24 protein-coding genes are annotated in these 20,938 nt (G+C 59.9%); 15 read left to right on the forward strand and 9 right to left on the reverse strand.

Annotated elements, in window-relative coordinates; translation table 11 throughout:
• Positions 1-5 precede the first annotated feature (5 nt).
• From K5Y35_RS00165 to K5Y35_RS00185, 5 genes are all read left to right on the forward strand, one after another.
• The gene (locus tag K5Y35_RS00165) at positions 6-428 is read left to right on the forward strand and encodes a YybH family protein (RefSeq protein WP_222833452.1); all 423 of its coding nucleotides are present in this window, start codon (positions 6-8) and stop codon (positions 426-428) included.
• 56 nt (positions 429-484) lie between these two features.
• Positions 485-1,987 carry a purine-cytosine permease family protein gene (locus tag K5Y35_RS00170; RefSeq protein ID WP_222833453.1) on the forward strand — a complete coding sequence of 501 codons (1,503 nt, stop codon included), beginning with the start codon at positions 485-487 and terminating at the stop codon, positions 1,985-1,987.
• A gap of 169 nt (positions 1,988-2,156) precedes the next feature.
• Entirely contained in the window at positions 2,157-3,536 is a 1,380-nt protein-coding gene (locus tag K5Y35_RS00175; RefSeq protein ID WP_123465604.1) for a sodium:solute symporter, read from the forward strand.
• A gap of 87 nt (positions 3,537-3,623) precedes the next feature.
• Positions 3,624-4,349, forward strand: coding sequence for an MBL fold metallo-hydrolase (locus K5Y35_RS00180; RefSeq protein WP_222833454.1), 726 nt, complete (start codon positions 3,624-3,626; stop codon positions 4,347-4,349).
• A gap of 43 nt (positions 4,350-4,392) precedes the next feature.
• The gene (locus K5Y35_RS00185) at positions 4,393-4,641 is read left to right on the forward strand and encodes an acyl carrier protein (RefSeq protein ID WP_123465601.1); all 249 of its coding nucleotides are present in this window, start codon (positions 4,393-4,395) and stop codon (positions 4,639-4,641) included.
• A gap of 188 nt (positions 4,642-4,829) precedes the next feature.
• Here K5Y35_RS00185 and K5Y35_RS27755 read toward each other — a convergent pair whose 3' ends face one another.
• Positions 4,830-4,958 carry a PA1414 family protein gene (locus tag K5Y35_RS27755; RefSeq protein ID WP_007914492.1) on the reverse strand — a complete coding sequence of 43 codons (129 nt, stop codon included), beginning with the start codon at positions 4,956-4,958 and terminating at the stop codon, positions 4,830-4,832.
• Between the two features lie 142 nt (positions 4,959-5,100).
• A complete protein-coding gene (gene ptrR, locus K5Y35_RS00190; protein ID WP_123465599.1) occupies positions 5,101-5,994 on the reverse strand; it encodes a putrescine utilization regulator PtrR in 894 nt (297 codons plus the stop codon).
• 104 nt (positions 5,995-6,098) lie between these two features.
• On the opposite strand from ptrR, the gene K5Y35_RS00195 reads away from it, so the two are divergent.
• A complete protein-coding gene (locus tag K5Y35_RS00195) occupies positions 6,099-7,280 on the forward strand; it encodes an MFS transporter (protein WP_222833455.1) in 1,182 nt (393 codons plus the stop codon).
• Here K5Y35_RS00195 and K5Y35_RS00200 read toward each other — a convergent pair.
• The 3 genes from K5Y35_RS00200 to K5Y35_RS00210 form a co-directional block, all read right to left on the reverse strand.
• On the reverse strand, positions 7,225-8,157 hold the full coding sequence (locus K5Y35_RS00200) for a DMT family transporter (protein WP_123465595.1): 933 nt from the start codon (positions 8,155-8,157) through the stop codon (positions 7,225-7,227). The two genes, K5Y35_RS00195 and K5Y35_RS00200, sit on opposite strands and share 56 nt — an antisense overlap.
• 268 nt (positions 8,158-8,425) lie before the next feature.
• Complete coding sequence (locus K5Y35_RS00205; protein WP_222833456.1) at positions 8,426-8,830, reverse strand: DUF2177 family protein; 405 nt, start codon at positions 8,828-8,830, stop codon at positions 8,426-8,428.
• Between the two features lie 45 nt (positions 8,831-8,875).
• Positions 8,876-9,712, reverse strand: coding sequence for a S1 RNA-binding domain-containing protein (locus K5Y35_RS00210; protein WP_123465591.1), 837 nt, complete (start codon positions 9,710-9,712; stop codon positions 8,876-8,878).
• A 340-nt stretch (positions 9,713-10,052) separates the two neighbouring features.
• Between K5Y35_RS00210 and K5Y35_RS00215 the strand changes: the two genes are divergently transcribed.
• The 3 genes from K5Y35_RS00215 to K5Y35_RS00225 all read left to right on the forward strand — a co-directional run bounded on the left by K5Y35_RS00215 (position 10,053) and on the right by K5Y35_RS00225 (position 12,121).
• Positions 10,053-10,241, forward strand: coding sequence for a hypothetical protein (locus K5Y35_RS00215; RefSeq protein WP_016985943.1), 189 nt, complete (start codon positions 10,053-10,055; stop codon positions 10,239-10,241).
• Positions 10,242-10,457: 216 nt separating this feature from the next.
• A complete protein-coding gene (locus K5Y35_RS00220; RefSeq protein WP_123465589.1) occupies positions 10,458-11,174 on the forward strand; it encodes a TorF family putative porin in 717 nt (238 codons plus the stop codon).
• 77 nt (positions 11,175-11,251) lie between these two features.
• Positions 11,252-12,121 (forward strand): DUF6279 family lipoprotein, encoded by an 870-nt coding sequence (locus K5Y35_RS00225; RefSeq protein ID WP_123465587.1) that lies wholly within the window; start codon positions 11,252-11,254, stop codon positions 12,119-12,121.
• 52 nt (positions 12,122-12,173) lie between these two features.
• On the opposite strand, the gene K5Y35_RS00230 is transcribed toward K5Y35_RS00225, so the two are convergent.
• On the reverse strand, positions 12,174-12,566 hold the full coding sequence (locus K5Y35_RS00230) for a transcriptional regulator (RefSeq protein WP_128615120.1): 393 nt from the start codon (positions 12,564-12,566) through the stop codon (positions 12,174-12,176).
• Positions 12,567-12,741: 175 nt separating this feature from the next.
• On the opposite strand from K5Y35_RS00230, the gene K5Y35_RS00235 reads away from it, so the two are divergent.
• The 4 genes from K5Y35_RS00235 (at position 12,742) to K5Y35_RS00250 (ending at position 15,282) form a co-directional block, all read left to right on the forward strand.
• A complete protein-coding gene (locus K5Y35_RS00235; RefSeq protein WP_222833457.1) occupies positions 12,742-13,476 on the forward strand; it encodes a DUF899 domain-containing protein in 735 nt (244 codons plus the stop codon).
• A gap of 81 nt (positions 13,477-13,557) precedes the next feature.
• Positions 13,558-13,833, forward strand: coding sequence for a hypothetical protein (locus tag K5Y35_RS00240; protein WP_222833458.1), 276 nt, complete (start codon positions 13,558-13,560; stop codon positions 13,831-13,833).
• Between the two features lie 254 nt (positions 13,834-14,087).
• Entirely contained in the window at positions 14,088-14,669 is a 582-nt protein-coding gene (locus K5Y35_RS00245; protein ID WP_186744642.1) for a papain-like cysteine protease family protein, read from the forward strand.
• Between the two features lie 13 nt (positions 14,670-14,682).
• A complete protein-coding gene (locus K5Y35_RS00250; protein WP_222833459.1) occupies positions 14,683-15,282 on the forward strand; it encodes a hypothetical protein in 600 nt (199 codons plus the stop codon).
• 63 nt (positions 15,283-15,345) lie between these two features.
• Here K5Y35_RS00250 and K5Y35_RS00255 read toward each other — a convergent pair whose 3' ends face one another.
• Positions 15,346-16,686 (reverse strand): DEAD/DEAH box helicase, encoded by a 1,341-nt coding sequence (locus K5Y35_RS00255; protein WP_123465575.1) that lies wholly within the window; start codon positions 16,684-16,686, stop codon positions 15,346-15,348.
• Positions 16,687-16,877: 191 nt separating this feature from the next.
• Between K5Y35_RS00255 and K5Y35_RS00260 the strand changes: the two genes are divergently transcribed.
• Positions 16,878-18,176 carry a mechanosensitive ion channel family protein gene (locus K5Y35_RS00260; RefSeq protein WP_123465573.1) on the forward strand — a complete coding sequence of 433 codons (1,299 nt, stop codon included), beginning with the start codon at positions 16,878-16,880 and terminating at the stop codon, positions 18,174-18,176.
• Positions 18,177-18,246: 70 nt separating this feature from the next.
• On the opposite strand, the gene K5Y35_RS00265 is transcribed toward K5Y35_RS00260, so the two are convergent.
• On the reverse strand, positions 18,247-18,891 hold the full coding sequence (locus K5Y35_RS00265; protein WP_123465571.1) for a hydrolase: 645 nt from the start codon (positions 18,889-18,891) through the stop codon (positions 18,247-18,249).
• A 159-nt stretch (positions 18,892-19,050) separates the two neighbouring features.
• Between K5Y35_RS00265 and K5Y35_RS00270 the strand changes: the two genes are divergently transcribed.
• The gene (locus K5Y35_RS00270; RefSeq protein WP_123465569.1) at positions 19,051-19,938 is read left to right on the forward strand and encodes a LysR family transcriptional regulator; all 888 of its coding nucleotides are present in this window, start codon (positions 19,051-19,053) and stop codon (positions 19,936-19,938) included.
• Positions 19,939-19,957: 19 nt separating this feature from the next.
• Here K5Y35_RS00270 and K5Y35_RS00275 read toward each other — a convergent pair whose 3' ends face one another.
• Positions 19,958-20,815, reverse strand: coding sequence for a carboxylate/amino acid/amine transporter (locus tag K5Y35_RS00275; protein ID WP_222833460.1), 858 nt, complete (start codon positions 20,813-20,815; stop codon positions 19,958-19,960).
• Between the last annotated feature and the right edge of the window lie 123 nt (positions 20,816-20,938).

The raw sequence follows: 20,938 nt of genomic DNA on the forward strand, positions 1-20,938 counted from the left end.
CGGCCATGAACGAACGTGATCAGGTTCTGAAAGCGGCTGCCGATCTGGTGTCCGCCTTCGCCCGCAACGATCGCGAAGCTTACCTCGGCGCGTTCAGCGCCGATGCGAGTTTCGTGTTCTACACCCTCGAACAGCCCCTGCTGTCGCGCGATGCCTATCAGGCCTTGTGGGACCGCTGGCGCACCGAGGATGGCTTTGAAGTGCTGTCGTGCACGTCGAGCAACGCCTTCGTCAGCCTGCAAGGTGATGTGGCGATTTTCATCCATGACGTGGCCACCGAGCTGCGCATGCAAGGGGAGCAACACTTCAGCCAGGAGCGCGAGACGATTGTTTTCAGGAAACAAGCGTCGAGCCTAGAACAACAAGGCCATTGGCTGGCCTGCCACGAACATTTGTCCGCAATGCCGGAAGGGCTGCCATCCCCTTAGCCAAACAGGTGACGCCACACGCACGATGAGGCGCGCCTTTATGATCGGAGCAGATCATGAATAACAACAACAACGACCAAAGCCTTACGCAAATCGAAACCCACGGGGTCGAGCAGATCCCGGACCACGAACGCACCGCAGGCCCGACGGACTTGTTCCGGATGATCTTCGGTGGTTCGAACACCTTTGCCACCGCCGTGCTCGGCAGTTTCCCGGTGCTGTTCGGCCTGTCTTTTCAGGCTGGCGTCTGGGCGATTGTGCTGGGCGTGCTGCTGGGTTCGCTGATCCTCGCACCGATGGGCCTGTTCGGCCCGATCAACGGTACCAACAATGCCGTGTCCTCCGGTGCGCACTTCGGCGTGCACGGGCGGATCGTCGGTTCATTCCTGTCGCTGTTGACCGCTATCGCGTTTTTCTCGCTCTCGGTGTGGAGTTCGGGGGATGCGCTGATCGGTGGTGCGAAACGCCTGATCGGTTTGCCGGAAACCGACCTGACCCTAGGCCTGGCCTACGGTCTGTTCGCGATTCTGGTGCTGACCGTGTGCATCTACGGCTTCCGCTTTCTGCTGTGGGTGAACAAGATCGCGGTGTGGAGCGCCAGCCTGTTGTTCCTGCTGGGCATCTTCGCCTTTGCCGGTCCTTTCGACGTGAATTACGCCGGCACGGTGAGCCTCGGTCAATCGGGCTTCTGGGCCGCGTTCATCGGAGCTGCGCTGGTGGCGATGAGCAACCCGATTTCCTTCGGTGCGTTCCTCGGCGACTGGTCGCGCTACATCCCGCGTGACACCTCCAAGCAACGGATCATGGCCGCCGTGGTGCTGTCGCAGATCGCCACGTTCATCCCGTTCCTGTTCGGTCTGGCCACCGCGACCATTGTCGCGATCAAGGCGCCGGACTACATCGCGGCGAACAACTACGTGGGCGGTTTGCTGGCGGTGTCGCCAAGCTGGTTCTTCCTGCCGGTGTGCCTGATTGCGGTGATCGGTGGCATGTCCACCGGCACCACTTCGCTGTATGGCACCGGGCTGGACATGTCCAGCGTGTTCCCGCGCGTGCTGTCGCGGGTCAAGGCGACGCTGCTGATCGGCGTGCTGTCGATTGCCTTCATCTTCATCGGGCGCTTCGCGGCGAATCTGGTGCAAAGCGTGTCGACCTTCGCTGTGCTGATCATCACCTGCACCACCCCGTGGATGGTGATCATGATCATCGGCCTGCTGGTACGTCGCGGCTTCTACTGCCCGGATGACTTGCAAGTGTTCACCCGTGGCGAACAGGGCGGCCGCTACTGGTTCAACCACGGCTGGAACTGGCGTGGTCTGGGCGCGTGGATCCCGAGCGCGGCGGTTGGCCTGTGCTTCGTCAACCTGCCGGGGCAGTTCGTCGGCCCGCTGGGCGAGATGGCCGGTGGCATCGACATCAGCTTGCCGGTGACCCTGGGCCTGGCGTCGGTGGTGTACCTGACGCTGCTGAGCCTGTTCCCGGAACCACGGGAAGTGTTCGGCCCGAAGGATGCCCGCAGCCAAGTCGGGGAACCGTCGACTAAAGCGCAAGCCGCCTGAGTAAACACCTATCCCCTGTGGGAGCGAGCTTGCTCGCGAAAGCGATCTTTCAGTCACATCACTTTTGAATGTGCCGACGCCTTCGTCGGATCGCCGCCCGGAGCAAGCTCGCTCCCACAGGAGACTGAATTCAGCCTCACATAAAAAAGACAATCGGAGACACGCCATCATGGCTTTGGATTTATTCGTCGTCCTCATCTACGCCGCCGGCATGCTCTTGCTCGGCTACTACGGCATGCGCAAGGCCAAGACCAACGAGGACTTTCTGGTCGCCGGGCGTAACCTCGGCCCAAGCCTGTACATGGGCACCATGGCCGCGACCGTACTCGGTGGCGCGTCCACCGTCGGCACTGTGCGTCTGGGCTATGTGCACGGCATCTCCGGTTTCTGGCTATGCGCGGCACTGGGCTGCGGCATCGTCGCGCTGAACCTGTTTCTCGCCAAACCGTTGCTGAAACTGAAGATCTACACCGTTACCCAGGTCCTGGAAAAACGCTACAACCCGATGGCCCGCTCGGCGAGCGCGGCGATCATGCTGGCCTACGCGCTGATGATCGGGGTGACCTCGATCCTGGCGATCGGCACCGTGCTGCAAGTACTGTTCGGCCTGCCGTTCTGGATCTCGGTGCTGCTTGGCGGTGGTGTGGTGGTGATCTACTCGGCGATTGGCGGGATGTGGTCACTGACCCTGACCGACATCGTCCAGTTCATCATCAAGACCGTCGGCCTGATGTTCATCCTCTTGCCGATCTGCCTGTACCGCGTTGGCGGGTGGGACGAACTGGTGCTGAAGCTGCCGGCGGCGGCGTTCAACTTCACCACCATCGGCTGGGACACGATCATCACCTACTTCATGATCTACTTCTTCGGCATCCTGATCGGTCAGGACATCTGGCAACGGGTGTTCACCGTCAAGACCGCCAAAGTCGCCCAATACGCCGGCAGCCTCGCCGGTATCTACTGCATCCTCTACGGTCTGGCCTGCGCGCTGATCGGCATGGCTGCGCACGTGCTGATCCCGGATCTGGACAACGTCAACAACGCCTTCGCCGCCATCGTCAAACTGTCGCTGCCGGACGGTATCCGGGGCCTGGTGATCGCCGCTGCGCTGGCGGCCATGATGTCCACCGCCAGTGCCGGCCTGCTCGCGGCGGCCACCACCCTGACCGAAGACCTGCTGCCGAAACTGCGTGGCGGCAAACAATCGAGCCTGGGCATCAACCGCCTGTTCACCTTGCTGACCGGTGTCGTGGTTCTCGGTATCGCCCTGGTGGTGAACGATGTGATCAGCGCCCTGACCCTCGCCTACAACCTGTTGGTGGGCGGCATGCTGATCCCGCTGATCGGCGCGATCTTCTGGAAACGTGCGACCACCGCCGGCGCTATCGCCAGCATGGGCCTGGGTTTCGCCACCGCGCTGCTGTTCATGTTCAAGGACGGTCTGGATGCCAACACGCCGATCTACTACAGCCTGGCGGTCGGCCTGGTGAGTTTTGTAGTGGTCAGCCTGGTCTCCCCTCGTCCGGCAACCGCGGCGAGCGCGATCTAAGCTTCGATGTAACGACTTGATGCTTTCTTCGACGGGTGTGGCGTCGGTTGCCACACCCGTTTTTTTGGGTCTGGAGAAACAGTGAATATGAAGATCGTTCCCCGCGATCAATGGTTTGAAGTGCAGACGTTGAGCGATGGCATCCGGCTGATTCATGAGCCGTACATTCGCCCGTTCTATCGCTGCAACCTTTGGCTCGTTCAGGGCCGCGACAAAGACTTGTTGCTGGACAGCGGCTCGGGGCTGGTCAGCCTGCGCGAGCAGTTGCCGTGGATCACCGAGCGGCCGCTGGTGGCAGTGGCCAGTCATTGCCACTTCGACCATATTGCCGGGCATCACGAATTCGCCGAACGTCTGGTGCATCCGGCCGAGGCGGATATTCTCGCCGCGCCGGATGGCGAGAACGACTTGAGCCGCGCCTTCGTCGGCGATGACATGTTCGAGGCGCATCCCGATTGCCCGTTGTGCTACGCCGAATACCGGGTCAAGGCTGCGCCGGCCACCGGATGGGTCGAGGACGGCGACGTGCTGGACCTGGGCAATCGCACGCTGCAAGTGCTGCACACACCGGGGCATTCACCGGGCGGAATCAGCCTGTACGAAGCCGCGACGCAAACCCTGTTCAGCGGCGACATCATCTACAACGGGCCGTTGATCGAAGACGCCTACCACTCCAATCTGCACGATTACGCCGCCAGCCTGCGCCGCTTGCAGGCATTACCGGTCCGTACCGTTCATGGCGGACATTTCGGCAGTTTTTCCGGTGAGCATTTGCACTCGATGATTGACGAATGGTTGCGCGGCCACGCGTGAGGCCTGCTGTACTCAAGCAAGAAAACAACTAGAAATATCTGCCATGAGAAAAGCTGCCGTGCGTGCCGCTGTGCACCGATACATTCGGCGCCTGCTGGAGTCGCGTGAATTCACCGACAACACCAGCCTGGTGCAATTGGGCCTGGAAAAGGCGGATATCGAAGATCTGATCTTTCATCTGGAGGATGAATTCGGACTGACGGCATTCACCGCCGAGGAAGACCGGATGCTCAAGACCGCGAAAACAGCGAAGGACTTGAGCCGGTTTTTGCTGGAGATTGGCAGGCATTGAGAGGATTTGCCAAACACGTCCACAGGGCTGAGATAAAACCCTGTGGCAAGGGAACTGGATCCCACCGAGCTGCGCAGCAGCCGCCAATTGTGCCTGACAGACGTTGCTCACTGACTTTACGACTGCTGCGCAGCCGAGCGCGAGCAAACTCCCTCGCCACAACTAGTGGCACTCACAGGCTGATTTACCTACCGGCGCCGTTGTTGACGGCGGCGCTGCTCGTCATCGGTGCGAATCGGTACAGGTTGCAGAGGCGGTTCGATCAAGCCGAGGGCGACACCCAAGTCGTGCAGCCAGTTTTGAATTTTCTCTTTCATCGTCATGCCCCCTTCAGGGTGGTGCTGAGCGGCCGGAATTCTGAGGCCGCTTCGCACTGATAATAGTCCGAAGTCCTACGCAATGCTCGGGCAAATCCGCAATGATCTGTTACTGAATTGAACAGAATTCGCGGGCATGGGTTCACGCCGTTTCTCGCGCTTCAATCTGAGCCGCAGGATAGACAGCCTGCTGCACCTCGACCCACGCATTCAGGTTGGCGCCGACCATGCCCTTGCGCCACATAAGCCATGTTGTCGCACCCACGAATGGCTCGGCCAACAGGTGCGCGGCGACACTCTCGCGCCCAGGCAGACTGGCGAGCATCGACTCCGACATCAGCGCGACCCCACTGCCGGCAATCACGCAGGCGAGCATGCCCTGGTAGGACTCGATCTCCATCGCGCGGCCCATCGTCGCGTGATAGTGCGAAAACCACGCCTCCAGGCGCATGCGGTAGGAACAGCCACGACGAAAGGTAAACACCGAGCGCCCTTCCACATCCTTGGCGCTGCGTACCGGCGGGTGATCGGTTTCGGTGATCAGCACCAGACGTTCCTCGCACAGCGGCACGCCATCGAGCCCGGCCAGTTCCAGCGGGCCGTCCACCAGCGCGGCGTCGAGGCGCCCGGTCAGCAAACCTTCCAGTAATTCGCCGCTCGGCGCCGATTGCACCTGCAGGTTCACCGCCGGGTATTGCTTGTGATAACGCGCCAACAGGGCCGGCAGATGAATCGCCGCCGTGCTGTACATGGTACCGAGGACAAAGTCGCCGGCCGGTTGCCCGCCCATCACCGCTGCACTGGCCTGATCGCGCAGGGCAAACAGCTTGCCGGTGTAGTCCAGCAGGACTTTTCCCGCAGGTGACAGCTGCAAACGCTGACGCTCACGCACGAACAGTTCGACACCCAGCTGTTCTTCCAGCTGTTTAAGGCGCGTCGACAGGTTCGACGGCACTCGGTGCAAGCGTTCGGCGGCGCGGGTGATCGAGCCTTCTTCGGCGACCGCCTGAAAAATCCGCAGCTGGCTGAACTCCACAAGCCCTCTCCTTAACTGAACAAGTTACTCACTATTATTCAATTTTAAAGAAAGTCAATCAGTCCTAGCCTGACGGTCATTGATCCTTCAACGGAATCCCGACCATGTCGCCACTGATTCGCTTATCCGCCTGCTTCGTCGCCCTGATGATGGCCATGGGCATCGGCCGTTTTGCCCTCACCCCGCAAATGCCGCACCTGCTCAGCGAAGGCCAGATCGACCTGACAGCCGCCAGTCTGATTGCGGCGGCCAATTACCTTGGTTATCTGCTGGGTGCGGTGGATGCGATGTTCGCCCATCGCCCGCAACAGGTGCAGCGGCGTCTGCACGGCGGCTTGTGGTTGTGCGTGTTGCTGACCCTGGCATCGTTCTGGGCCAATGGTTTCTGGTCACACTTGGTGTTGCGCTTTGGCACCGGGGTGGCCAGTGCCTGGGTGCTGGTGATGATCACTTCACTGAGTCAGCCCCTGGCGGCGGCAGCGGGTCGTCCACGTCTCGGAGCGCTGGTTTTTGCCGGGCCGGGTCTGGGGATTTTTCTGACGGGATTGCTGGCACTGATCTCACATCTGTTGCAGCAAACATCTTCGACGTTGTGGCTGATATACGCAGCGGCCGCACTGCTGATGATGCTGGGCGTCTGGCGGCTTCTGCCGCAGCCGGTCGCGGCGCAAGCGGTCACTGCGGCGAGCGGTAGCGCCTCACATCGCGGCATCGGGCGTCTGGGCGTGATCTACGCCCTGTACGGCATCGGCTACATCATCCCGGCGACGTTTCTTTCGCAGATGGCCAACGCGCAGTTTCACGGACAGTGGCAGGCGGATCTGTTCTGGCCGTGCTTCGGTCTCGGCGCCGCGATCGGCGTGGTACTGGTGAGCTTGCGCCGGCACGATCCGCAGACCACGCGGCACTGGTTGATGGCGACGTTGTGGCTGCAGGCCGCCGGGGTGTTTGCCTGTCTGCTGGGCAGCGGTCTCGGCCTGGCACTCGGGGTGATGCTTTGCGGCACACCGTTTCTGGCGTGCATGCAACTGGTCATGCAGCGCTCGCGGGAACTGGCGCCCCACGCGACCCAGCGCAACGCCGGCCTGCTGACCGCCTGCTTTGCCGTCGGTCAGCTCAGCGGTCCGTTACTGGCGGCGCTGAGCACACATTTCAGCGCCAGCCTGCATCCCGCGCTGGTGATCGCCGGCAGCGGTTTGCTGATCGCCGGCGGATTGGCCATGCACTCGACTAACCCTGGCCGAGCGCTTTGCGCAAACGCCGACGCACCCACTGCTCAGCGCTGACAAAGGTGATGCCGAGCAACACCAGCACGGCGCCGATGACGAAGTTCACGCTCAGCGGTTCGCCGAGCAACAACACGCCGAAGGTGACGCCGAACAGCGGCGTCATGAACGAGAACACCGCGAGGTTGGCCGCCAGATAACGGCGCAGCAGCCAGAACCAGATCAGGTAACTGAAGAACGACACCACCAGGCCCTGGAACAGCACGCTGGCCACTGCTACGGGTGTCAGGCTGACATGGCTGATCTGGCCGCTGAACAGCGCGATCAACAACAGGCCGAGGAAGCCGACGATCAACTGATAGAACAGGGTCAGGGTGACCGGCGCTTCCGACAGCCGCGAGGCACGCACCACGACGGTGGTCGCCCCCCAGCAGGCGCCCGCGAGCACACCCAAGGCATCGCCGAGCAGCATGCGGTGGTCGAGGTTATCCCACGACACGCCGCCGGCGAAGGCTATCGCAATACCGATGAACGCGAGCAGGATGCCCAACCATTGCAACGGCCGCAGGCGTTCGCTGGCCAACAGAAAATGCACGCCCAGTGCGGTGAAAATCGGCGCGGTGTAGAGGAACACCGACATGTGCGCCGCGGTGGTCAGCTGCAAGCCTTCGGCGATGAAGAAGAACTCCAGACCAAACAGCGCACCGGCCAGCAAGCCGCCACGCCAGGTGTTGCCGACCTGCGCCCAACCGCCCTTCCAGCAAATCAGCAAGCCCACCAGCAGCGCGGAAATCCCCGAGCGCCCCGCCGCCTGCATCACCGGGGCAATGTCCGCTGCAGCCCACTTGATCATCACCTGCTGCACGCCCCAGATCAGGCATAGGCCGATCATCACCTGCAGGGCAAAACGATCGGCATTGCGCCGATCGACACTCACGGCAACACCTCGATTACACACAACATGGCAGGCCATCCAATGGTCACAAATCAATGTCGGGGATTATCAATCAGCCAGACAGAAAAAGCCGTCTGGAAAAGACATTCAGTTTGTCTGTTGCGTCAGCGGTGAATGGTTGTCGGCTGCGCCGCCAGGCGCTGGCAAGCCAGCTCCCACAATGACCGGGTTGCTCACTGAGCTTTTGTTCGACACAAAACCCTGTGGGAGTCTGACTTGCCAGCGATGACGTCAGCTCAATCAACCCAGTTCAAGAAGCTGAATTGAGCAGTCGTCTGGTCAGCAAAAACCCGACAGCACAAGCCACAGCCGTGGCAAACGTTCCCCACGCCCAATCCATCAGGGTCACCTGCACCGACCACCCGCGCAACGTCGCCCAATTGGTCAGGTCATAGGTGCCATACGCCACCAGCCCCAGCAAAGCCCCGCGCTTCGCCGCCCATTGCCATGTCGCCGCCGGCAACACCGCAAACACCACGCAGCCAAAAACATACAGGCAATAAAAAACCGCTGCCGGAACCAGCAACGGTTTTTCGAGCATCAGCGCACCGAGCAACTCGCGATAGGTCGGCGCCATCAACAAGCCGAGCCAGATACCGTCGAGCAGCAGAAATGCCAACAGCGTGGAGATATAAGCAAGCAGCGTTTTTTTCATTTACCCGACCTCGAATGAGCCCATGCAACATGGGCTCCGAAAGGCTCAGGTTAGTTCAATGCGATCGGCATGAATGACGATCTTGCCATCCTTGTACAACGAACCGATGGCCTTCTTGAAGTTGCCCTTGCTGACGCCGAACAGGCTGCTGATCAGTGCCGGATCGCTCTTGTCGCTGACCGCCAGGGTGCCGTCGTTTTCGCGCAACTTGGTGAGGATCTTCGAACTCAGGCTGCTGGCCGCTTCCTGACCCACCGGTTGCAGGCTGAGACTGATTTTGCCGTCGGCGCGCACTTCCTTGATGAAGCCCTTCTCGCGCATGCCGGAACGCATGAACTTGAAGATCTCATTCTTGTGGATCAAGCCCCAGTGCTTGTTGTTGATGATCGCCTTGAAGCCCATGTCGGTGGCTTCGGCCACCAGCAGATCGACTTCCTGCCCGGCACTGTAGTTGGCCGGGGTTTTGTCGAGGTAACGATCCAGGCGCGCGGTGGCGGTGATGCGCCGGGTGTGCTTGTCGAGGTAGACGTGCACCACGCAGTACTCGCCAGCCGTCATCTGCCGTTTTTCTTCGGAATACGGCAGCAACAGATCCTTCGGCAAGCCCCAATCGAGGAACACACCGATGCTGTTGACTTCAACAACTTTCAGGCTGGCAAATTCACCGACCTGAACTTTTGGTTTTTCCGTGGTAGCGAGAAGTTTGTCTTCGCTGTCCAGATAAATAAATACGTTGAGCCAGTCTTCATCTTCGCTGGGAATATCTTTGGGGATATAACGGTTGGGCAAAAGAATTTCGCCGTCGGCACCGCCGTCCAGATATAAACCGAAGTTAGTGTGTTTAACCACTTGCAAACTGTTGTAACGCCCGACTAAAGCCATTTCCAGAACCCTCATTGCGTGGGCGGCATTCTACCCGGTTTTACCGGCAACGTCGGGCGGCAGATCGGCGCGTTGCGCAAAATCTGCGCGGAGTCTTGATTTTCCTTGGCTGCGCACACGCCAGGTGCCGCTCGTCAGTCGGGTGCGGTCCATGCCCGCGTGATATCAGCGTGCCCCAAAGCATCAATGTTCTTATTTAAAACAGCAGGTTAGGCAGATATCCCAAGTAATTAATCGACAATAATGCAGTAACCCAGTGGGTTATTCCGGGGGATATTTACCAAGCAATTGTCAAGTTATTCCTGTACGATGCCTGGCCGAGTTACTTTTCTACAGGTTAATGGCCGCCATGCGTGTAAAAGCATCCACCAGCAAAGCAAAGCCAGCTCCAGCCGTTGAAACCAGCGAATCGATCAACGATCAGATCGCAGCGTTCCTCAAGTCCGGCGGCGAAATTCAGCAAATTGCCAAAGGCGTCAGTGGCCAGACGTTCGGTCCGTCCAAGCAGATCAGCCTGGGCAAGAAGTAACACCCGGTTTTACACCCGTCCAGAGGCGCTTTGAGCTTCGAAGCGCCTGGACTGGCACCGCATCAGACCCTCCTCGCTTTAAACAAATCACACAGCAAATATTCAGTAATCGACGAACGGCCATCAATGCCGATCATTCGCCGGTATCCTTGCACGCGTCTAGATCAAGCGTTTCAGCAGGCCCGCCGCCTGCGCTCGCTGTTCATGGAGTGACGCATGCGCACATCTTCCCGTTTATTGCTTGCAGGCCTGCTGGTCTGCTCGACCGTGCACGCGCAGATCTTCCAGCGGGAACTCGGCGATTTCGACCTTAAACTGGGCACCACTCCCGCCCGCAGTATGGCGCAAGGCCTGGTCAAACCGGCGGCGGTCGGCTCGTTCCACGGCGGCCTCGACCTGAGCCACAACAGCGGTCTCTATTTCGGCCAATATGCACCCAGCATGGGTATCACCCCGGGCAAAGACCTCGAAGTCGATTCCTACATCGGCTTTAAACAACCCTTCGACCAGACGCTCGGCTACGAAGTCGGGATGATTCACTACAGCTATCCCGAAGTGGACACCCTCGACAGCCAGGAGCTGTTCGGTGGCCTGACGCTGCTCGGCAGTCGTTTCGGCGTGGCCCTGAGCAACGATCCGGATAAACAGAACAACACGTTGTTTGCCGATCTTGGCGGCAATCAACCGTTCGGCATTGGTGTCAGCATGAAATACACCACCCACCAACTGAACACGCCGGTCGCCGTCGACGGTGGGTATGTCAGCAGTTTTACCGACTGGTCAGTGAAACTGTCCCGGCCGTTCATGGGCGTCGATCTCGATCTGATCTACAGCAACTCCAGTCTCAGCGGCAGCGATTGCTCGGCTTATTCCGGGCACAACAGCCAGTGCGACGGCCTCGTCACCCTCAAGGCTGCGCGCGCGTTCTATTGATCGGCTGAACTGCCGGGTTCATTCTGCGTTCACATAAGAATCAGATTCCCCAGGCTGGCCATCGCAAGGATTCGCCCATGTCTCGCTGGTTCAAGCACATTACCGCACTGTTGATCTTCACCCTCGCCCTTGGCGCCTGCAGCCGCGTCGGCCTCGCGTACCGCAACCTCGACGTGATCATTCCATGGTCGCTCAGCGACTACGTGGACATGAATGGCGAGCAGAAAGACTGGTTCAACGAACGCCTCAAGACACACCTGAGCTGGCACTGCACCACGCAATTGCCCGGCTATCTCGACTGGCTGGATCGCTTGCAGACCATGGTTGAAACCAATCAGGTAAGCGACGCGGCACTGCAAGCGCGAACCGCAGAAGCCAGACAGGCCATCGCCGATACCGCGCGCCAGATCACGCCGTCGGCCATTGAACTGCTGCAAGGGCTGGACGATAAACAGGTCGCGGAAATGAACGACGCCTTTGCCAAGGACCTGCGCAAACGGGAACGGGAATACGTCAAACCCCCGCTGGCCCAGCAGATTGCCGAACGCGGCGCACGCATGGACAAGCGCTTGACCGATTGGCTGGGCCCGCTGAGCGTTACCCAGGAACAACGGGTGATGGCCTGGTCGACCGCACTTGGCGATCAAAACGCCCAGTGGATCGCCAACCGCGCGCACTGGCAGCAGCAATTCAGCGCCGCCGTGGCCCAGCGCAACAGTGCCGAATTCCCACAGCGCATCGAAACGCTTCTGGTCAATCGCGAACGTTTATGGACACCGGAGTACCAGAAGGCTTACGCCAATACCGAAGCCCAGGCGCGTGCGTTGTTTGTGGATCTGATGGCCGACAGTACGCCGCAACAGCGCCAGCGGTTGCTGAAGAAGATCGAGGGAGTGCGCAAGGATTTCAACGACCTCAAGTGTCTCAAGGCCGCACAGAGAAACTGAAAAAACAGAGACCCGATGTGGGAGCGGGCTCGCTCGCTCCCACACAAGACCTTCAGGCGATCTGTGCCTTGGACGCGACGACATCGAACGTCGCCTCAGCCAGCGCATCTTCCTGCTCATCCAGCACCTGGCGCGGATGGTCATTACCGGGAATGCTGCTGTCGATCAGACTCAACAGGCTCGATCCGCGCGGCGTCAGCACAAAATTGTTCCCCGTGCTGCCCTCCTCATCCGGACGCGGTGCGATGTAGCCACGCAACAGCAGCAACCTTTCATACTCGCAGGCCAGCGTTTTCAGATGATCCAGATTCTCGATCGGTTCGCCGGCGCCGGCTTTCTCCGCCGCATAGTCTTCGGCATAGGCCCGCGGGGCGAAACTGTGGCCAGCGCTGTTCTGCACTTCGTGCAGCAAGCGCTCAATCAAATCCCAGTTATAAGTCGTCATCCTGATTCAACCTCCGGTGCGCGTGATTATTGGCGCGTTCATAGGTTGTGACCGAGGCCGTCCGCAGCCGTTCAGCCGCATTTTCCGCGCCGACCGACCGGCGGTCTGTCGATTGCTGCCAGGGTTGAACGACTAGTCTGAAACACACGGTTTCAACCCCGCAGGAGAAATCATCATGAACGTTGAGAATCATCCGGTGGTGTCGCGCGAAGAATGGCTCGCCGCCCGCAAGCAGCACCTGGCGGAAGAAAAGGCCTTCACCCGGGAGCGCGATCGCCTCAGCGCCAAGCGCCGCGCATTGCCGTGGGTGAAAATCGACAAGGACTACCGTTTCCAGGGCCCGGACGGCGAGTTGAAACTGGCCGACCTGTTCGGCCAACACAGTCAACTGGTGGTTTACCACTTCATGTTCGCCAAGGGCTGGGAAGAAGGTTGCCAGGGCTGCTCGTTCCTCAGCGACCATATCGACGGCGCCAACCAGCACCTGGCCCATCACGACATTTCCGTGGTCGCCGTTTCACACGCACCGTTCAGCGAGTTTCAAGACTTTAAACGGCGGATGGGCTGGAAATTCGCCTGGGTGTCGTCAGACGGCTCCGATTTCAACTACGACTTTGCTGTCTGCGCTCGGGCCGAAGACGCCGAGGCCGGAAAAGCTACGTACAACTACGAAAAAACTGACAGCTGCGAAGAAGAAATGCCCGGGCTGAGTGTGTTCTATCGCGATCAGGCAGGAGAGATTTTCCACACCTATTCAACCTATGCCCGTGGGCTGGACATGTTGGTCGGCGCCTATCACTACCTCGACCTCACGCCCAAGGGCAGGAATGAAGACGAGATCATGGAATGGGTGCGGCATCATGATCGGTATGAGGGACAACCCCCTTCAAGTTGCTGCCATACGAGCTGAAAGCCTGCGCAGACTGAACTTTTCATCGCAGCGAGGCCTCCACCGGTTAACCCGCCTTACCCGGACCGGAGGCCCGCCCCCATGAAAAACCTGATCAAGCTCACCCTCGCCGCCACCCTCGCCTGCGCCCTGCCCGTCTGGGCCTGCACGCCGGAAGAAGCCACTGCCAAGCGTGAACAACTGGCCAAGGAAGTCGCCAAACTCACTGAGCAGAATCCGGACAAGGCCAAGGAGATCAACGCCGAGTTACAGAAGATGGACCTGGGTACGGCCAGCAAGGATTTGCCGGACAAGTGCCAGTTGATTGATCAGCGGTTGAAAGAGTTGGGCACCGCCGAGAAAAAAGCCGAGAGCTGAAAAACAAGGATCGCAGCCTGCAACAGCACCTACCCAGATCATCGTAGGAGTTGTCACAGGCTGCGATTCTTTGCCTTCGAAAATGCATAAATGCATTTATTTTCTTGCGAAAATGCATATCAAGGCTAAGGTTACATTGAGCAAGGAGATCGGCACCATTCATCGAAGATGAAAACCGTTAGCCACCGATTGCTCGGCAACATCGCGACACCACACAAGCTGGACGCTTGTTTTCACTCATGGAGGATTGAAAGATGTTAACCACTGAAGCAACCCGATTTACCGGCGAAACCCTGCCAAGGTGCCTTATCGGCGCTTTGCTCGACCCGCAACTGGTCGAAGCCGAAGCCGCTGAACAGGTCAGCGCCCTGGCCGCCAGTCTCAACTTCAACATGCAGCAGCAAACTCAGACCAATTGGTGCTGGGCTGCCGTTTCCGCCTCGGTCGGCAACTATTACGGCACGGGGTCCTGGACCCAGTGCGGGGTGGCCAGCGCGGCGCTGGATCGCAACTGCTGCAATCAACCCGGCCCGTGCAACGTCTACGGCTATCTGGACACCGCGCTGCGGATCACCCGTAGTTACAACGGCATGAATCAGGGCTCGTTGCAGATGTCAGCCATTCGGAACCAGATCAGCATGGGCCGCCCGGTCGGCCTGCGCTGCGCCTGGTACGGCGGCGGTGCGCACTTCCTGACGATCTATGGCACCAACGGCGACTACGTGCTGGTGGCGGATTCGATCTACGGCTACTCGACTCGTGCACTGAATGCCTTCCCCCGTTCGTACAACGGTGGCGGTAACTGGACCAACACTTATTTCACCGTGAAAAACTGAGGAGGGCGACATCATGCAACTGACGTATCCAAAGGCGCCTTCCAACGGCGTACAGACTTTGCGCCCGGCGCTGCAAGCCGCGCTGCAAACCCGGGGCTTTGGCGCCAACCGCCAGTTCGCCAACGCCGCAGCGGCGAAGATCAGCCTCAGCGAGGCCTACCGCGGCTATTCGCTGAGCCTGGATGACCTGAGCGCCGGCAAAGGTCTGCGCAACGCGCGGATCGGCGACTGGCACTACCTGGTGTTCGCCGATGACGTAACGATCGCCGATGCCCAGTTGGCCGAAGTCCGGGGTCACGTCGAGTTCGCTTCGTTGAACCACGGCAACCTCGCCGCCGCCACGGTAGGGGCGCTGAAACTGGCGGAGCAAGCGCCGCACCTGCAAGGCAAGACCGTTGAGCTGCGGGTGTTGTTCGTATCGGCACTCAACGTTGTGGCGATCTGGCTGCACGCTGATGACGAAGACGTGCTGATCCCGATCGAGCCGACACCCAAGGACCTGGCCGCCACCCGGTTATACAGCGAGGCCGCCCTGCTCGCCGCGCTGAAACCGGCGGCAGATCAGGCAAAACGCCGCTTCGACGCCGACACCAGCGGTCTGTTAGGAAACTGATAAACGCTGGACGAAAAAAAACCCGGACATCGTTCCGGGTTTTTTCTGCGTGCCTGAAAAGCCTTACTCAGCGGCAGGCGCGGCCGGCTTGCGGCGCTTGAGCGGGGCCATGCCATCGCTGCTCACCAGCGAGTCCGGTTTCGGCCGGTTGACGCTCTTGCGCTTGGTCGGCGTCTTGGCGGCGGTTTTTTTCTTGTCGCCCTTGGCGTCGGTCTTTTTCTTCTTCACGCCAACGGCTTTACCCGAGGCCTTGACCTTTTTCGGTCCACCGTAGGTGCCTTTGACTTCCTTGATCGTGCGGCGCTCGAAGCTTTGCTTGAGGTAGCGCTCGATGCTCGACATCAGGTTCCAGTCGCCGTGGCAGATCAGCGAGATCGCCAAACCATCGTTGCCGGCACGGCCGGTACGACCGATACGGTGTACGTATTCGTCGCCGCTGCGTGGCATGTCGAAGTTGATCACCAGGTCCAGACCATCAACGTCCAGACCACGGGCCGCGACGTCGGTGGCGACCAGAATCTTCACGCCGCCCTGCTTCAGACGATCGATCGCCAGTTTGCGATCCTTCTGGTCTTTTTCGCCGTGCAGCACGAACGCCTTGTACTCCTGAGCCACGAGGCGGCCGTAGATGCGGTCGGCCATGGCACGGGTGTTGGTGAATACGATGGCCTTCTGATAGGTCTCGTTGGCCAGCAGCCAGTTCACGATCTGTTCTTTGTGCTGGTTGTGGTCGGCAGTGATGATCTGCTGACGGGTGGTCGAGTTCAGCTGGCTGACCGCGTTGAGCTGCAGGTGCTCAGGGTTGTTCAAGACCTTGGCGATCATCTCGCGCAGGCCGGAACCGCCGGTGGTGGCGGAGAACAGCATGGTCTGCTGACGGTTCGGGCATTCGTCGACCAGACGCTGTACGTCTTCGGCGAAACCCATGTCGAGCATGCGGTCGGCTTCGTCGAGCACCAGCACTTCGACTTCTTTGAGGTCGAGGTTGCCGGCGTTGAGTTGCTCGATCATCCGCCCCGGCGTACCGATGAGGATATCCGGCACCTTGCGCAGCATGGCAGCCTGGACCTTGAAGTCTTCACCGCCGGTGATCAGGCCCGACTTGATGAAGGTGAACTGCGAGAAGCGCTCGACTTCCTTCAGGGTCTGCTGGGCCAGTTCGCGGGTCGGCAGCAGGATCAGGGTCTTGATGCTGACGCGGACCTTGGCCGGACCGATCAGGCGGTTGAGGATCGGCAGGACAAAAGCGGCGGTCTTGCCGCTACCGGTTTGCGCCGTCACCCGCAGGTCACGCCCCTGGAGCGCCAGCGGAATGGCCGCAGCTTGCACAGGCGTTGGCTCGACAAATTTCAGCTCGGCCACGGCTTTGAGCAGGCGTTCGTGCAGGGCGAATTGGGAAAACACGGGTGCTACCTCGAAGATATGCAAAAAAACAGCTGCATAGGTTACCGGTTTCGAGCGCTCAGGCCGAGTTTCTTTATACAAACGGGCGTAATCAGTGGCTTTTTTGTTGCTCGATTTGTCTCCAACGGTAATACACGGCGTCTTAAATGCTCTAATCGCCCATCGCGTCTTACAGAAGAATCGTTGCTCACATGGATTTCAAACAGCTCTGGCTCAAAGCCCAAGACCTCTGGGGTGTCCTCGAACAGCACCCGTTCCTGCAATCCGGCCTGGCGCTGATGCTGCTATTGGTGATCGCACTGGTCCTCGGACGAGTGGCGCGTTATCTGATCCTGCACGCCAGCCGCATGCTCGGACGCCAACCGGCCCTGCACTGGATCAACGACTTTCGCCACAACAAGGTGTTTCAGCGCCTGGCGCAGATGACACCGTCGCTGGTGATCCAGTTCGGCCTGCATCTGGTGCCGGAACTGAGCAAAACCGCGATGACCTTTCTCGGCAACGTGGCGTTGTCGTTCACCATTCTGTTCCTGCTGCTGTCGGTGAGTGCCCTGCTCAATGCGCTGCTGGACATCTACGCGCGCACCGAACATGCCCGTACCCGCTCGATCAAGGGCTATGTGCAACTGGCGAAAATGGTGCTGTACGTGTTCGGCGCGATCATCATCGTCGCCACATTGATCGACCGTTCGCCACTGTTGCTGCTCTCCGGTCTGGGTGCGATGTCGGCGGTGATTCTGTTGGTCTACAAGGACACCCTGCTGTCGTTCGTCGCCAGCGTACAACTGACCAGCAACGACATGCTGCGGGTCGGTGACTGGATCGAAATGCCCCAGGTCGGCGCCGATGGCGACGTGGTCGACATCACCCTGCACACGGTCAAGGTGCAGAACTTCGACAAGACCATCGTTTCAATCCCGACCTGGCGCCTGATGTCCGAGTCGTTCAAGAACTGGCGCGGCATGCAGCAGTCCGGCGGTCGGCGGATCAAGCGCAGCCTGTTCATCGACGCCAGCGGCGTGCGCTTCATCCGCGACGATGAAGAAGAAAAACTCTCCCAGGTGCACCTGCTGACCGACTACATGAGCCGCAAGAAAGCCGAGCTCAAGGCATGGAACGAGGCGCAGGGTAATGTCGCGGCAATGTCGGCGAATCGTCGGCGGATGACCAATATCGGCACCTTTCGCGCGTATGCACTGGCATATCTGAAGAGTCATCCGGAGATTCAACCGAACATGACCTGCATGGTCCGCCAGATGCAGACCACGGCGCAGGGCATTCCGCTGGAAATCTACTGTTTCACCCGCACCACGGCGTGGGCCGATTACGAGCGGATTCAGGGGGATATTTTCGATTACCTGCTGGCAGTGCTGCCGGAGTTTGGCTTGAGCCTGTATCAGCAACCGAGTGGCGGGGATTTGCGCTCGGGGTTGTTGCCGGCGGTGTTGGGGTCCGCGCACATTCCCGTGCCTGAAAAACACCTCATGTAACGCACGATCCGTGCAGGAACTGCCGCAGGAAAAAAAACGCAACCGAAGTTGCGTTTTTTTCTGCCCAGGGTTATTTGGCCTGCCGTTGCGGCGCCTTGTGCACCATGGTGTAGGCGTAATCGACGCCCATGCCGTACGCGCCGCTGTGTTCCAGCACCAGCTCCATCACCGCTTCATAAGTCTCTTTGTGCGCCCAGTCACGCTGGAATTCGAGCAGCACTTGCTGCCAGGTGACCGGCACCGCGCCCGCCTGAATCATCCGTTGCACCGACATGTCGTGGGCTTCTTTGCTGGTGCCGCCGGACGCGTCGGTCACGATGTACACCTCATAACCTTCCGCCAGGGCTTCGAGGGCCGGGAAGGTCAGGCAGACCTCGGTCCACAGCGCGGCAATGATCAGCTTCTTGCGCCCGGTGGCTTTGACCGCGTCGACCAGCGCCTTGTCTTCCCAGGAGTTCATCGAGGTGCGCTCGATCGGCTTCTGCTCAGGATGAACCGCCAACAGCTCAGGCCAGATGTAACCGCTGAAGCTCTCGGTTTCCACCGAGGTGTAGATCGTCGGCACGTTGAAGATCTTCGCCGCCTTGGCCAGGCCCACGGTGTTGTTCTTCAGGGTCTGACGGTCGATCGACTGCACGCCGAAGGCCATTTGTGGCTGGTGGTCGATCAGGATCAGAGCGGAGTTGGTTGGGTTGAGCAGTTCACGAATAGACATGGCGCGTTCCTTTTGATGTCGATGATGTCGGGTCAGTAAGGGTTGGTCGACGCTGCCGGGGTCGGCGTTGTTGTCGGCTTGGATGTCACTTTAGGGGCTGGCAGATAAAGGGACAATTCCCTAAAATCGAGAATCATTGATTCTAAAAAAGGGACAATCATGGATCGCATCGAATGCATGCGCGCCTTCGTGGTGACAGTCGGCGAAAACGGCTTCGCCGCCGCGGCACGCGCCATGGATGTGCCGCGCTCGAAAGTCAGCAAACAGATCCAGGCGCTGGAAGAAGCCATCGGCGTGCAACTGCTGCAACGCACCACGCGCAGCCTGCACCTGACCGAAGCCGGCGCCGAGTATTTTGAAGCGGCGCGCGAGGTCATTGCCGCCCTGGACGAGGCCGAGCAGCGCGCACGTGACGGGATTGGCGAGTTACGCGGCGTGTTGCGCGTGAATGCGCCGATGTCGTTCGGCTTGCGGCGCTTGGGCAAACTGATCCCGCTGTTCCATGAGCAACACCCGAACATCGAGCTGCAACTGGTGCTCAGCGATCAACAGGTCGATCCGGTAAGGGGCGGGTTCGACGTGACGATCCGCATTGCGAGCATGCCCGACTCGACCATGATCGCCCGGCAACTGGCGCCGGCACCGCGAATCATGGTCGCCTCCCCGGCCTACCTCGAACGTGCCGGGATTCCGCAGACGCCACAGGATTTGCGCACACACCAATGCCTGAACTACGGCTATCTGCAAAGCGGTGTGAGTCTGCAACTGTGCAATGGCAAGGAGACCCAGCGGGTCAACGTCACCGGGCCGTTGCACGCGAACAATGGCGACTTGCTCGCGCAGGCGGCCGAGGCCGGAATGGGAATTGCGCTGCTGCCGGACTTCATCGTCGAAGAAGCCTTGGCGGCGGGTCGACTGGTACCGGTGCTGTGCGAATGGCAGGCACCGGCGATCAGCATCAACGCGGTGTATTCCTCGGCGCGGCGGGTGCCGCAGAAGACCCGGGCGTTCATTGAGTTTCTGGTGACGCAACTGGCCCTGCGCTGACAACAAAATTCCCAGGGGGTCATGCGGTGCGTTTGATCCCCAACCGGCTAATCCATACAGCGGCGAGGATCACACTCCCACCGAGCAACAACCGCCCAAGTTCTTCGTGCTGGTTCCAGATCAGCAAATTCAACAGCAGCCCCACCGGCACATGCAGATTGTTCATCACTGCCAGCGTGCCGCCATTGACCATGCACGCGCCTTTGTTCCACCAGTACAGGCCCAATGCGGTCGAGACCAGACCAAGGAACAGCAACACGCCCCACTGCAGCGGTGCTTCGGGCAGGAAGTTGGCCTTGCCGAACAGCAGGAACGCCGGTAACACCACCGCCAGTGCGCCGAGGTAGAAGAAGCCGAAACGCCGGTAATGCGGCAGGTCGCTGGGGTGTTTCGCCACCAGATGCTTGTACAGCACCTGCCCGGCGGCATAGGTGAAGTTGGCCAGTTGCAACAGCAGGAAACCCATGAAGAAGTCCGGGTTGATCCGGTCGAAGCGGATCACTGCCGCGCCCCCTACCGCGACCAGCGCGGCGATCAGCGCCCATGGATTGAAGCGGCGGTTCAGTGCGTCTTCGATCAGGGTCACGTGCAGTGGCGTGAGAATGGTGAACAGCAACACCTCCGGCACCGTCAGCACGCGGAAGCTCAGGTACAGGCAGACGTAGGTCACGCCGAACTGCAACGCGCCGATCAACAGCATGCCGCGCATGAACGCCGGTTCCACCGAGCGCCAGCGCGTCAGCGGGATAAATACCAGTCCGGCCAGCACCACGCGCACCAACACCGCGAAGTAACTGTCGACGTGACCGGCCAGGTATTCGCCGATCAGACTGAAGGAAAACGCCTGGATCAGCGTGACAAAAAGTAGATAGCCCATGGTCGCCTCTGTTTCGAATGGCGGCGACGATAGCGGTTTTTTGGCCCGACCGCGAACGTGTGCCTACTGACACTCCGCAATCGCGGGCACGCCCGCTCCAACTGGGGATTTTTGGTGCTCTGG

This window comes from Pseudomonas sp. SC3(2021) (assembly GCF_019856535.1).
Classification (GTDB): Bacteria; Pseudomonadota; Gammaproteobacteria; order Pseudomonadales; family Pseudomonadaceae; genus Aquipseudomonas; species Aquipseudomonas monsensis.